At 35.7% G+C, this 13,397-nt stretch carries 14 protein-coding genes; 3 read left to right on the forward strand and 11 right to left on the reverse strand.

Translation table 11 applies throughout. The features are described from left to right. Together AS161_RS09205 and AS161_RS03200 are read left to right on the forward strand one after the other, a co-directional pair. A partial coding sequence (locus tag AS161_RS09205) for a hypothetical protein (protein ID WP_206518755.1) occupies positions 1-210 on the forward strand: 210 nt, incomplete at its 5' end. Between the two features lie 103 nt (positions 211-313). After that, complete coding sequence (locus tag AS161_RS03200; RefSeq protein WP_164541763.1) at positions 314-1,054, forward strand: energy-coupling factor transporter transmembrane protein EcfT; 741 nt, start codon at positions 314-316, stop codon at positions 1,052-1,054. On the opposite strand, the gene AS161_RS03205 is transcribed toward AS161_RS03200, so the two are convergent. The 8 genes from AS161_RS03205 to AS161_RS03240 all read right to left on the reverse strand — a co-directional run bounded on the left by AS161_RS03205 (position 1,026) and on the right by AS161_RS03240 (position 9,405). After that, a complete protein-coding gene (locus tag AS161_RS03205; RefSeq protein WP_164541764.1) occupies positions 1,026-2,159 on the reverse strand; it encodes an aminotransferase class III-fold pyridoxal phosphate-dependent enzyme in 1,134 nt (377 codons plus the stop codon). The genes AS161_RS03200 and AS161_RS03205 overlap by 29 nt on opposite strands. A 32-nt stretch (positions 2,160-2,191) precedes the next feature. Then, entirely contained in the window at positions 2,192-3,394 is a 1,203-nt protein-coding gene (locus tag AS161_RS03210; protein ID WP_164541765.1) for an aspartate kinase, read from the reverse strand. 6 nt (positions 3,395-3,400) lie between these two features. Further along, positions 3,401-4,150 (reverse strand): 2,3,4,5-tetrahydropyridine-2,6-dicarboxylate N-acetyltransferase, encoded by a 750-nt coding sequence (gene dapD / locus AS161_RS03215; RefSeq protein WP_011993264.1) that lies wholly within the window; start codon positions 4,148-4,150, stop codon positions 3,401-3,403. A gap of 21 nt (positions 4,151-4,171) precedes the next feature. Next, complete coding sequence (locus AS161_RS03220; RefSeq protein ID WP_011993263.1) at positions 4,172-4,819, reverse strand: dihydrodipicolinate reductase C-terminal domain-containing protein; 648 nt, start codon at positions 4,817-4,819, stop codon at positions 4,172-4,174. Beyond that, complete coding sequence (gene dapA / locus AS161_RS03225) at positions 4,816-5,694, reverse strand: 4-hydroxy-tetrahydrodipicolinate synthase (RefSeq protein ID WP_164541901.1); 879 nt, start codon at positions 5,692-5,694, stop codon at positions 4,816-4,818. The genes AS161_RS03220 and dapA overlap by 4 nt, the downstream gene beginning before the upstream one ends. 28 nt (positions 5,695-5,722) lie before the next feature. Further along, a complete protein-coding gene (gene dapF, locus AS161_RS03230; protein ID WP_011993261.1) occupies positions 5,723-6,460 on the reverse strand; it encodes a diaminopimelate epimerase in 738 nt (245 codons plus the stop codon). Positions 6,461-6,465: 5 nt separating this feature from the next. After that, positions 6,466-7,455, reverse strand: a complete 990-nt coding sequence (locus tag AS161_RS03235) for an aspartate-semialdehyde dehydrogenase (RefSeq protein WP_164541902.1) — start codon at positions 7,453-7,455, stop codon at positions 6,466-6,468. Positions 7,456-7,800: 345 nt separating this feature from the next. Continuing rightward, on the reverse strand, positions 7,801-9,405 hold the full coding sequence (locus AS161_RS03240; RefSeq protein WP_164541766.1) for a GGDEF domain-containing protein: 1,605 nt from the start codon (positions 9,403-9,405) through the stop codon (positions 7,801-7,803). A 101-nt stretch (positions 9,406-9,506) separates the two neighbouring features. Here AS161_RS03240 and AS161_RS03245 point away from each other — a divergent pair, with 101 nt between their 5' ends. Continuing rightward, complete coding sequence (locus AS161_RS03245; RefSeq protein ID WP_164541767.1) at positions 9,507-9,740, forward strand: DUF4258 domain-containing protein; 234 nt, start codon at positions 9,507-9,509, stop codon at positions 9,738-9,740. A 69-nt stretch (positions 9,741-9,809) separates the two neighbouring features. Here AS161_RS03245 and AS161_RS03250 read toward each other — a convergent pair whose 3' ends face one another. The 3 genes from AS161_RS03250 to AS161_RS03260 are packed head-to-tail and all read right to left on the reverse strand — an operon-like array spanning position 9,810 to position 13,371. After that, positions 9,810-10,802: a redoxin domain-containing protein gene (locus tag AS161_RS03250; protein WP_241241322.1), complete on the reverse strand. Its 993-nt coding sequence runs from the start codon at positions 10,800-10,802 to the stop codon at positions 9,810-9,812. Beyond that, entirely contained in the window at positions 10,799-11,629 is an 831-nt protein-coding gene (locus AS161_RS03255) for a thiamine pyrophosphate-dependent enzyme (protein WP_164541768.1), read from the reverse strand. Before AS161_RS03255 ends, AS161_RS03250 begins: the two co-directional genes overlap by 4 nt. Positions 11,630-11,685: 56 nt before the next feature. Further along, on the reverse strand, positions 11,686-13,371 hold the full coding sequence (locus AS161_RS03260) for a 2-oxoacid:acceptor oxidoreductase subunit alpha (protein ID WP_164541769.1): 1,686 nt from the start codon (positions 13,369-13,371) through the stop codon (positions 11,686-11,688). Positions 13,372-13,397: the final 26 nt, after the last annotated feature.

Here is a 13,397-nt window from a genome sequence, read left to right on the forward strand (position 1 = left end):
CATGACATGGTTACAATGAACACAACGAGGGTAAGGGAAAGAGAAGAGTTTGTGTTTTTTGGTGAAAGAAAGTTTAAAGTAACGCTTGCAGTCTTTGCAAAAGAAGATTTGGTTTTTGAACTTATCATGACCGTTTTTGATGAAGTTAGAAGAGCCACAATGAGGGCATTTGAGTTGGATATTAGTCATGTCGGGATACCTCCTTATTGAGAGTATATTGGGGGGTGTCCCCTATTTAAGAAGATAATATGATTTTTGAAATTTATCAATACCTTTGGTTAACAAAATCTTGAAAAAAATCGGAGGTGTTTTTTTGAACATTACCATTGGAAAATATATTCCAAAAGATTCTGTGATTCATAAAATAGATCCACGGGCAAAATTGATAAGTGTGATAATTCAAATTACTTTAGTTATGCTTGTGAGTAATTTAATTGAATATATAATTCCTGTATCGCTTTTCATTATATTGATGTACCTTTCAAAAATAAAGCCAATAGCTTATTTAAGAAGTTTGAAAAGTATGTGGTTTTTAATACTTTTCGCAGGGTTAGTCCAATATTTTGAAGGTGGTGTTGTTTCTGCGTTGTATATAATTTTAAGATTAGTATTGGTATTTTTATTTGCCTCAATGTTGACTTACACAACACCACCACTTTTAACAGCGAGAGGCATTGTCGAAATGTTAAAATATGTAAAGGTCAAAGAAGAAGCTCGCGAAGATTTTGGTATGATGTTAGCTATATCGATAAGATTTATCCCTGTACTATTAGACGAAACTGACCGAATAATTAAAGCACAACTTTCAAGAGGTGCTAAGTATTCTGAAAAGGGTATAAGAAACAAACTCTCTGCTGTTACAAGCATAATAATTCCGTTGCTCGTTTCATCTTTAAGGAAAGCAGAGGAGCTTTCTCTTGCACTTCAAGCAAGAAAATATGGTCTTGGTAAACGAACGCACTATTACTCACTCAAATGGAACATTTCAGATACTGTGTTTTTATTATCCAATATAGCCGTACTTGCTATTGTAATTGTGATAAGGCTTTTTTGAATTTTAAAGATATTTCTTCAATTTCTTCCTCATTTATATTCAATGGTAATAGAAATCTTATAGTCCCATTTCCAAGTATATTTACTAAAAGTCCATGTTCTAAAAATACCTCCGCTTTTAATACATTGTTTTTGGCTAATGAAATACCTCTCATAAGTCCCATTCCTTTCACTGAGCTAACAAAACTTAAACGTTTGAATTTTTCTTCGAATAACTCTCCCATTTTTTCAACATGTGCCAATAACTTTTCATCAATCATCTCAAGTACAGCTCTTCCGCCAGCTAAAGCTACAGGGTTAGGTGCAAACGTCGAACCGTGTTCACCTTTATTTAGTACATCCGCGTACTCACCAAGCATAATACATGCACCTAAAGGTACCCCACCACCAATTCCCTTTGCCAAAGTTACGATATCCGGTTCTACGTCAAAATGCTGGTATGCATAGAATTTCCCAGTTCTTCCTAAACCGCTCTGGACTTCGTCTACTACAAGTATAAATCCTTTCTCTTTTTTGTATCGAGATATGATATTTAAAATATCGTTAGGTATCACATCAAGACCTCCGCTACCGTGAATAACTTCTACAAATACCGCTGCAATGTCACTTTCTCTTTCAAAAAAATTGGTAACGGTATCATTATCATATGGCAAGAATACAACATCTTGGTCATTGACAAACTGTTCTCTTATGTTCGGGAAACCTGTTACACTCAAAGCTTTCATCGTCCTACCGTGAAAATTCTTATCAAATGAAACTATTTTCCCACTTTTACGAACTTTTCTTATAATTTTTAAAGCACATTCTGTACTCTCTGCTCCAGAATTTGTGAAAAAAACTCTTCCATCTTTTTTGGTCTCTTTTACTAATCTTTCAGCGATAAACTCCGCATCTTCGTCTAAGAAAAAGTTTGATAAATGGACATACCTTTCCATTTTACGTTTCATTGCATCTATTATCTTCTCATGGTTATGTCCAAAGAGCAGAACACCAATGCCCATAAATGTGTCGATGTATTGATTCCCTCTATCATCCCAAAGGTATATGCCTTTTCCTCGTGATATTTTCATCGGATAGCGATTGTAAGTATTGGCGATATAGCTCACGTAACTCACTCCCTGTCATTTTATGTTAAATTTTACAATTCAAACGCCTCACAGATTCTCTTAACAAGCATCTCAGCTTTATCTTCCGGAACAAGAACTGATATCTTTATCTCGGATGTCGTTATTAATTCTGGTTCTACTTGCTCACTTTGCAATACTTCCAAAAGTTTTGATGCAACACCGTAACTTGACCTCATACCAGTACCAACAACCGTTATCTTTGCAAATTGTCCGTAAAAATGATACTTCGCACCATAGACCGAAAGTGTTTCGTTCAATAGCTCTTCAATCTTTCCAACACCATCGGGCACAACCGTAAAAGAAACATGTGTTGATGAACCGTTCTTAACAAGTGAAATCATATCTACATTTATGCCTTTATCGGCAACTCTTTTGAATATATCGGCGATAACCGTGGCTTCGTTTGGTAAATCCATAATTGAAACTTTCATCTGATTTCTATCCAAACTTACACCCGTTACAACAGGCTCTTCAAGCCATTCTGGTAATCTGTCAACCACCCACGTTCCCTCCTCCTGTGAAAATGAAGAAGCACAGTAAATTTTTACATTATACTTTTTTGCTATTTCAACAGACCTTGAGTGAAGGACTTTTGCGCCAGTCGCGGCAAGTTCAAGCATATCATCATAGGTTATATAATCCCATTTCTTTGCATTCGGATATAACCTTGGGTCACACGAATAGACACCAACAACATCACTGTAAATCTCACAATCGCACTTTAATTTCGCAGCTAGAGCAACTGCAGAAGTATCCGATCCACCGCGACCGAGTGTTGTGAAGTGACCATCTTCTGTAACCCCCTGAAATCCGGTAACAACAATTACGTCGTATTCTTTCAAATATTCTCTTAAATGAGAAACACTTATATCCATTATCCTTGCGTTTGTATGGTGCTTTGTGGTTAATATCTTCGCTTGGAATGCGTTTAGAGATATTGCGTTTATTCCCATATCTTTTAAAGTAATTGCAACAAGGGCACACGAAACTTGTTCACCAGTTACAAGGAGCATATCTAATTCTCTTTCATCAGGCCTTTGTGAAAGTGATTTGGCAAGGTTTATAAGCTGGTCTGTTGTCTTCCCCATAGCTGAAATAACTGACACAACTTTGTACCCTTCTTGAACTTTTTTGGCAATTCTATTAGCAACATTCTTTATTCTATCCGTATCAGCAACCGAAGAACCTCCATATTTTTGTACAACTACCCTCACTATTCCTCACCTCAATTTTCTTAATTCTTCGATGAGCTGTGTTTTACTTATAGTTTTTTCATCAACTTTTTTAATTACTTTTGCTGGAACACCCGCAACCACCGTGTAAGGTGGAACATCTTCAACAACGACCGCACCAGCCGCAACAACGGAGTGTTCACCAACCCTTACACCTTCTAAAATGACCGCGTTTGCACCTATTACAACGTTATCTTCTATAATCACTGGTTGAGCACTTGGTGGTTCAACAACCCCGGCGATAACACTCCCAGCACCAATGTGACAATATTTTCCAATCCTTGCTCTTGCACCAATAACAGTATTCATGTCAATCATTGTACCTTCACCAATGATAGCTCCCAAATTAATTACCGCACCCATCATAATAACTGCGTTATTACCTATTTCAACATATTCACGAATTATCGCGCCAGGCTCTATTCGAGCGTTAAATTTTGAAATATCGGAAAGTGGTATAGCCGAATTATGTGCTATGTATTCAACTTTAAAAGAAGTGATTGAATTGTTTCGGAGTATTTCTTTTATATATTCGTAATTTCCAAAAAGCACACCAAAATCTTGACCACCAACAAACTCAAATTCTTTACCGTATCCTTCGAAATCACGAATATCCAAAGCCTTTAAGTTACCACTTACGTAAACTCTAACTATGGTTTTCTTCTTACTGTTAGCTATGAGTTGTATTATCTCTTCACTGGTTAATTCACTTACCTTCTTATTGGATATATCAGCCATATTCATTCCCCCATTTTTTGTCTAAAATTCATTTAAAACATCTGAGTATGAATAAAAACCCTTATTTTTTTCCAAGGCAAACAATGCTGCTTTTCTAACACCTAAAGAAAATGCCCTCCTTGATAAAGCTGTGTGCTTTATTTCTATAACTTCTCCAGCGTTTGAAAATATAACTACATGTTCACCAAAAACACCACCTATTCTTAGAGAGCTTATAGGTATTTCACGACTCAGAGAGTTCTTTAGCATTATCGCTGTTCCTGAAGGTGCGTCTTTCTTTTGATTGTGATGAATCTCGACTATAGCACCATCCCAATCTGAAAAGTATTTACCAAAACTTTCCAAAATAGATTTCAAAATAGCTATACCTTGCGAAAAGTTATAACTTTGAACGACAGGAACAATATTTGATAACTCTCTTAACCTATCGAAATCTTCGCCTGTTAAAGCAGTTGTACCTATCACAAGTGGGCATGAAAATTTCTGGCATAGTTCAATAGTTTTATCAAGCGCTGACCTATTTGAAAAATCTATTATTACATCTGGTCTATCTACTATTTCTTCTAAACCAATATCTATTTTCATGACCAGCTCATCACCTATACTTGAAAAATAATCTATTATCTCTCTTCCCATCTTCCCGTTGGCACCAATAACTCCGTATTTCATGATAATACACCAACTTTCTTCATAACTTTTTCCAAAAGCTCTACAGTTGATTGTTTTGCTGGAACAAGTGGTAATCTGAGTTCATTTTTAATTATTCCAAGCAAATTTAAAGCAGCTTTTACCGGAATTGGATTAGTCTCTACGAAGAGAACCTTCATAAGTTCTAAGTATTTGAAATGAATATTCCTAGCTGTGACAACGTCATTTTGAAGAGTTTTATTTGCTAATTCTACCATCTGTTCTGGAATAATGTTTGAAGCCACTGAAATAACACCTTTTGCACCGGCGCATATCATATGAAAAGCTCTATCATCATTTCCAGAGTATATGTAAAAATCACCATTGGTTAGTCTGTATATTTCATCAGCTTGATTGACATCAGTGTTTGCCTCTTTTATCGCCACTATGTTTTTACAATCACTTGCGAGTCTTGCAACCGTCTCAGGTGAGATGTTTACACCTGTTCTACTTGGAACATTGTAAATTATTATTGGCTTAGATAAACGCTCAGATAAGTATCTATAATGCGCGTATAACCCCTCCTGTGTTGGTTTGTTGTAATACGGTGTAACAATTAACAGTGCATCTGCTCCCGATTTCTCAGCACTCAAGGAAAGTTCTAACGTCTTACGAGTATCGTTTGTTCCCGTACCAACTATAACTTGCGCTTTTTCCTCGCAGATTTGCTTTGTCAAAGCCACAAGTTTTTCACGTTCCTCAACAGTCAATGTTACTCCTTCACCGGTTGTCCCTGCAACAACGATAGCTTTAACCCCCGATTCAATCTGCCATCGGACTAACTTTTCGTACGAACCATAATCAACCTCACCATTACTAAACGGTGTCACAATTGCTGTGCCTACGCCTGTAAACATTTCAAAGCCATGAATCTTTATTCCACCCTCACTCATGTTCGACCCTCCCTTCAAGATAAACCTCATTCTCTTTAAACAAAACATGCAACACACCACCAAGTGACAAAACTTTGATTTCATCAGGCTGTTTACCATCTTTTAAAATGTAATACTTATAATAAAACGACGTTGAAGTAATTCCAGAACCACAAGATTTTGTCTCGCGCTCTACACCGCGTTCAAAAGTTCTTACCCTAAGAAATTTCTCTTGAACTACATCGTAAAAATTAACATTTGCATCAAAAATCCTTCGAATTTCAGGTGCCACATTTTCAATATCTATAAAATCTACATTTTCAACTCGTATCACGATGTGTGGAACACCTGTTTCGATAAGAGCTCCTTGAAAACTTTCGTAAGATATTTGTTTTACATATTTTGGATTGGGCATTTGAACAGATACATCCTCATCAACTAATGCCTTTAACATCCCTGAAGTTGTTGAAAATAAAACTTCTCCACTTAAACCATAGTATTCCTTCAAATAATTAACAAACGTTCTTGCACCGTTACCGCAAAATGCCGCCCTTTTACCATCTCTGTTGAAATAATCCATATGAAACAAATTGTTATTCCTTTCAACGAATATCGCCCCATCACGATTTTCAACACTTTTGAGTACTATTTCAGACTTTTCAGAATCATCTAGAGTGTTATCCAGACAATCTATTAATATAAACGTGTTACCGTTAGCGTTGTACTTGTAAATTTTTAATTTTTTATCCATCAAAATCACTCGCCTGACTTGACGGATATTTTATTCAATTCAATATGCTTTTCCATAATTCTAACGGCATTTGTCGCAGCACCAACACGAAGATTATCAGCAACAACCCACACACCGAATGTATGTGCATCAAACAACCTTATTCTACTTACATGTATGTAATCATCCTTTTCAACTTCGATCGGTGTAACAATGTCTTCGTGAACAACGACATCTTCACCACTTGAAATAGTATCGATTAAATCTTCTTTTGACATGATTGGAAAGAGGGTTCTGGCAATAATACTTTCAGAATGACCTATCCTAACAGGCACTCTAACCGTTGTAGGATAAACATTCACAGAACGAGAATTTAAAATCTTTTTAGTTTCATTTATCATCTTCCATTCTTCTTGAGTTATATCGTCTACTATACTCCCAATAAGTGGGATAACATTATGCGCAATTTGTCTCGCAAAAACAGAATAACGGTTACTACCAGCAAGTTGTTCTTCGTATTCTCTTATAGCCTTATACCCTGCACCTGAAACTGCTTGGTACGTAGAAACAAAAATCTCGTGGAGTTGGTATCTATCGTGTACTCTGTAAAGTGCCAGGACCATCTGGATAGTTGAACAATTCGGATTTGCAACTATTCCCTGGTAATTTTTCAATAAATGACCGTTGATTTCAGGAACAACCAATGGAATCTCAGGTACCATCCTAAATGCCGAAGAATTATCGATAACTACTGTCCCAGCTTCAGCCGCAATAGGTGCGAATTCTTTCGAAACATCTGAACCAGCGGAAAATAGTAAATAATCAAAGCCTTCTTTCATAGCATCTGGAGTAAGCCTTTCAACTAAAACTTCCATACCCCTAAATTTCATAACCTGCCCAGACGATCTTTCAGAAGCAAATAACCTAATCTCTGAAATTTCCACTTTGGAATTCTCCAAAACTTCCACCATGTTTCTACCAACCGCACCTGTTGCACCAACAATACCTACCTTCAACATAACTCCAACCTCCCTTTAAACCTAAATTGTAAAATTTATGAAATCTATAAAAAAAGCGGGCTACAGATTTAACTGTAGCCCGCTTTAGGTGATTTACTTGCGTTTATTTATTCCATGCCAAACGCAAGCTGACCACCTTCCAGCGGGCAGCTGCGTTTAGCTTTCTTATTCATTTTGCTGAAATTATTGTTTAAAAGGTCTGCTTGACTTTTTAATTCCATACCTTCAATACTCCCTATCAAAAAGTGTTAAATCTTTTGGATAAATTATACAAAAAAACTCCCATATTTGTCAAGATAAATTTGAAAAAAATCGAAAATCTTACTTAATCTCTATAATGATTCATATATCTTTATTTTCTATTTTTTTGTAAAAATTATCTTTCATCTCATACATCAATTTATCTGCTTTAAATAATGCCTCTTGTAAATTTGAGGAACCTGAGACAACACCGTAAGAGAAATCTGGTTTCAATTCGTGAGATGAGTTAAACTTCTCTTTTGCATTGTCCATTATTTCCTTCGCTTTTTCAACAGGGCAATCTTTTAAAACAACCAAAAACTCATCTCCACCCATTCGAACTATCGAATCAGATTTTCTTATAACCGACCTTAAAGTATTAACTAACAATTTGAGTATCTGATCACCAACATCGTGCCCATAATTATCGTTAATCTGTTTGAATCTATTTAAATCTATATAGGCCAGAGCATCGTTTTCAGAAATTTTAATCTCCGAAAGTGCGCCCCTTGTATACGCACCTGTCAGACTATCTGTAATACTTTTCATATGTGCTAAAGAAATACCAACAACCATATCTCTGTACTCGTTAACAAGACTGTACGCAAAACCACCGAATAGAGCTATGATGCCATACATAGACAGTAATTTTTGATTTCTTGAAAGAAACATTACAAAACCATCATGGATAACTGTTAAAGCAAAGAAAAATGAAAAAGCAATTTGTGCAGGTGAATATGTTTTGAAAATTACTATAACTAGATATATTGCATTTAAAAACAACATAACAGCGATGTTATTTGTAAACGTTTTTAAAAAATAATGACTTGGAGACAACAACAATATTGCTGCCGATAGGAAATTAATAAAAATGAATATCTTTGCACCAATGGATATCTTTCCACTAAATAGCTTAAAAATTCCGTAAATCAAAGCAGCGAAAGCCAAATAAGCAGATGAAACAAATATCTTTCTAAGTATAAGTATTATCGTATAACTTCCCGTAGTTGGTATTGGAAGAAGATCAAGCATCCAAATTGCTCCTAGCAAACTTGACATTGATAAATGAAGGTATGCACTTTTTTTCTCTTTCGAAAGGCTGCGGGAGATAAGGTACAATATGATAGATAATGTCATAGCAAGTCCAATACTTGTCAATAAAAGTATATTTGTCATTAAGTATGAAATCAAATATTTATACTTCTCATTCTCAGGTATAATAGTAGGTACAAAGTCTATACCTATTTCATAAATGCCAGAGATCTCTATTGTTATCTCACTTGTATCTAACGGAATTTGAAAAAGAAAAGGTTGGTACCAAAAATGCCCATTACGACTTTCAGAAAACCCATAACTTCCAATTAATCTGTTATTTGAATAAACCGCCAAATAACTTCCATCAACCTGTGGTAAATAAAGATAATAAACCTTATCACCAAAATAATTTTTTTCAAGTTTCGAGAAAAATATTACTGTTGCTGGCTTTCTTAATATCTCGTAATACGGAACTTTTATTTGCTTAATTTCTATACTATCAACATTGTTCTCACGTATCATTGTCCAATCTTGAATCTTGTAACCTTGGACTGATATCGAATATCTCATAATCATAACTAAAAGCAAAAATACTAAAAATGCTATAAAATAATATATAAAAGAGAATCTAATGAGCGAAATAAATTTAAAGACTTGTTCATTTGTTCTCATTCTTATCCTCCCAAATAAGCATCAATGAAAATAATATCTTTAATAATTATATCACAACAAAACAGAAGAAACGAAAGACTTTTTTAAGGAGGTCTACTGAATTGATTATACATATAGAACTACTAGACAAAGATTTGCTTTTAACACCCCATTCGTTTGAAAGAATGTTAGAAAGGCAAATAAACTTCGAGGAGCTAAAAGAGCTTTTAGAGTCAAAAGATTCACAGGTAATCTTTCAAAAGAATGGAAACATAAGGATAACAAATGGAAAATTATCAGCAGTAATAAGATGGTCTGGACGTGAATTTTATCTCGTCACTGTCTATAGAGATTAAATAAAAAAACCGCCCTTTCGGGCGGAAAATACTAAATGCTCGGAGTTGCAGGGTGAGTGGAGGGTGAGTTTATATTATTTTTAAAATATTTTCTAAAGGCTGTCTGTTTCTTTCACTTTGTTCCGCTTGAGTATGTTTTTCGTTAAGCATCTCAAAATTTCCCCAGTATCCAACTGCGATTATGGTTATAACGATACCGTCTATCCCTAAGATTTCCTTAACTTTCAACGGATCGTATCCAGCTACCGGATGTGCAACTAAACCCATTTGCGTTGCTTGAGCGAGTAAAAATCCAACAGCCGTACCTGTATCAAAAAGTGCGTAATTTCTTCCATCGCTTAATTGGCAACCAAAATCATTCTTAGTATATACCACTATTAAAGCAGGCGCGTGTTTCATCCAATAATTTCCTTCGCTTAATGCACTATGAATTTGTCGGAGCCTTTCTTGAGTTCTCACTATTACAAATCTCCATGGCTGCTTATTCATACAAGAAGGTGCAAGATGTGCCGCTTCAACAAGCTTTTTCAAATCTTCATCACTCACTGGAACAGGCATTATACCTCTAAACGCACGCCTAACTTTTATACTATCCAAAATCTTTTTGTCTTCATCAATTAATTTCTTGTACTCTTCTAAAACTTCTTTCGCGTGCCCTTGAACACTAACTTTAATCCATTCTCTCCTGATTCTTCCCCATGGGTCAATGATAAAGGTTGAACGTATTAATTTACCATCTTTAACAACGCCAAATTGTTCGGCAACTTTTTTATCAGGATCGGATAGTAATTTTACCTTTAATCCTCTTTTTGATTTGAATTTAGAAATCGCATTACAATTATCTGGTGATATACCGATAACATTTCCATTAAATTCGTCTATTAAATGTGTAAAATCGATACCTTCCATTGTACAACCTGGAGTATCCGCTTTTGGATAAAAATACACAACGGTGTATTTACTAAGAAGGTTCACCGATGAAAATTCATTTCCATCTTCATCTTTCAGGACAAATTCAGGCACTGTTTTATAATTACTATCAACTTTCACCATGTTAATCATAATTCAATCCCCCTATACGCTACTGGTGTTTTATTGTTTTTGTAAGGAGCTAATTGTTCCTCAAAAACTGGCTTATTTGGATTTTTGTATATAACACCAAGGGCTAATTTATTTGTATCCGTAGCTATTTTGAACGCAGCCTCTCTATCTGTTGGATCGTAATTATCTGGAAGTAAATATGTATTTTCTCTGTACCATTGATATGTGTTAACTTTATTAAACGTAACACATGGTTGGAGTATATCCACAAGTGCGTAACCTTTGTGTCGTATAGCCATCTTTATTAGTTCGACTGTCAAATTAAAATTCCCAGAAAAACTCCGCGCAACAAAAGACGCATCTAAAGCCACGGCAACTGCTATTGGATTGAACGGATCAACATATGTACCTTCAAATTGGAGTGTTGTTACCTGACCACGGGCAGTTGTCGGTGAAGCTTGACCTTTCGTTAAACCATATATCTGGTTGTCGTGTACAATATTCGTTATATTTGGGTTTTTTCTTATTGTATGTATAAAGTGATTACCACCTTCACCATAAGTACATCCATCTCCACTTTCTGCAATAACTATCAACTCTGGATTAACCATCTTTATAGCAACTGCCGCTGGAAGTGACCTTCCATGCAAACCATTGAACATATGAGCTTTAACATACTGTGGCATCTTCGCAGCTTGCCCAATGCCAGATACAACAACAACTCTTGTGGGTTCTATTTCAAGTTGTGCAAGAGCCGTCTTAAGTTCATTTATAATCCCAAAATTTCCACATCCTGGACACCAAGCTATATCCGCATCTGGTATATCGTAAATCTTTGTTTCAAACATTTCAATCATCCTCCTTCTAACTTTCTAACTTCCTTTTAATTCCGTGATAACGCTTTTCAAATCAATTGCTTTCCAATCTTTTCAACCAATTCTTCGACAGAAAACACGTACCCACTGTATTTCAATATTTTATTTGAAGTATCTATCCCAAGTTCCAATTTCAAAAGATTCGCAAATTGACCCGTAGCGTTTTGCTCGACGAATATAACCTTTTTCGCTTTCTTGAAATATTCTTTAACATGCGGAGCAATTGGATAAACTTGTGAGAAGTGGAGTACTGCAACCTTTTCATTTCCTAATTTTTCAACAGCTTCTTTTACTATCTGTTGTGTTGAACCCCAGCATACTGTTAAATACTCGTAATTTGGATCTCCAAAGAGTTTTGGTTCAACAAAATCATCCAATATTTTGTCCAACTTTCTAAGTCTCTTATCAACCATCTTAACTCTCACTTCTTCACTTTCTGTTATATGACCATACTCATCGTGCTCATCACTATCAACTCTAACCAAACCTTTCCCATATCCTGGTATTCCACGAGGTGAGATACCATCTTCTGTGATTTCATAACGCCTGTAATTTTCATCGGTTTTTACGATATATCTTTCAACCTTCACTTCAGGCATATCCTGAACATTGTAAAATGAATCTAAGAAGTACTCATCAGTAAGAACAAAAACAGGTACTTGATACTTATCAGCAAGATTAAACGCTTTAGCAGATAATTGGTAAGCTTCACATAAATTTCCAGGAGCGTAAATTATCCTTGGAAAATCTCCATGTCCTGCGTACAGTACAAGATTTAAATCTCCTTGTTCTGTTCTCGTTGGGAGTCCAGTCGCTGGTCCTGGTCTTTGCCCTAGATGGACTACGATAGGCGTTTCTATCATCCCAGAAAGGCTGATAGCCTCAGTCATTAATGCAAATCCTCCACCAGATGTTGAAACCATAGCGCGTGCTCCTGCATACCATGCAGCAATTGCCATATTAGCTGCCGCTATCTCGTCTTCTGCTTGATCGACTAATATACCATACTGGGAAGATAATCTTGATAGTTCCGTAAAAACTGTAGTTGCAGGTGACATTGGATAAGATGAGATAAAATTACACCCACCAGCAATTGCACCCTTAGCAACGGCTTCTGAACCATTCATTAGTATTTGATTTTTTACTCTTTCATCTGATTTTATTTCTATTCTCAAATCAAGTTCTTTACCAATTTCATAACCTTTCAGAGCTGCGTTGATATTTGCCTTGATAACTTCCTCTGATTTTTTCTTAAAATACTCAGATATATGTTTTACCAATGCTTCCTCATCGGCCCCTATAATTCCTGAGAGCACACCTATCGCAACCGAATTCTCGTAAATCTTGTTTCCAAAACTCTCCGCAATTTCTTCAAACTTTACGCTAAGCGAGTTTTCTTCGTTGGATACGTATTTTGGATTTCCAAGAATGATTGTATCCTTCGTTATCCTTTTTCTAAGTCTATCAAGAGAGTTATCATTTAATGGAACAAGGATATCGATTCTATCAACGTAAGCATAAACGGGTTTTTCTGATATCCTTATCTCCGTTGAATTATTTCCACCTCTAACCCTTGACATGTATTCTTTTGTTGCAAATACATAAAATCCAGAGTCCTTCGCAACCCTCGTCAAGATATGTTCAACTGTTTGAATTCCTTGACCAGCTGCACCACTGAGAACTATCGATACTTCATTTTTCCTTATTTCTTGCATTTAAAAACACCTCCTAAATTTCTAAC

Source organism: Fervidobacterium sp. 2310opik-2, from assembly GCF_011057735.1.
In the GTDB taxonomy this organism is placed as follows: domain Bacteria; phylum Thermotogota; class Thermotogae; order Thermotogales; family Fervidobacteriaceae; genus Fervidobacterium; species Fervidobacterium nodosum.

Coding starts and splice junctions, on each gene's coding strand:
- dapD (WP_011993264.1), bottom strand. CDS start 4,150: ATGGCTGATATATCCAATAAGAAGGTAAGTGAATTAACCAGTGAAGAG.
- AS161_RS03220 (WP_011993263.1), bottom strand. CDS start 4,819: ATGAAATACGGAGTTATTGGTGCCAACGGGAAGATGGGAAGAGAGATA.
- dapA (WP_164541901.1), bottom strand. CDS start 5,694: ATGTTTACAGGCGTAGGCACAGCAATTGTGACACCGTTTAGTAATGGT.
- dapF (WP_011993261.1), bottom strand. CDS start 6,460: ATGGATAAAAAATTAAAAATTTACAAGTACAACGCTAACGGTAACACG.
- AS161_RS03240 (WP_164541766.1), bottom strand. CDS start 9,405: ATGAGAACAAATGAACAAGTCTTTAAATTTATTTCGCTCATTAGATTC.
- AS161_RS03250 (WP_241241322.1), bottom strand. CDS start 10,802: ATGATTAACATGGTGAAAGTTGATAGTAATTATAAAACAGTGCCTGAA.
- AS161_RS03255 (WP_164541768.1), bottom strand. CDS start 11,629: ATGTTTGAAACAAAGATTTACGATATACCAGATGCGGATATAGCTTGG.
- AS161_RS03260 (WP_164541769.1), bottom strand. CDS start 13,371: ATGCAAGAAATAAGGAAAAATGAAGTATCGATAGTTCTCAGTGGTGCA.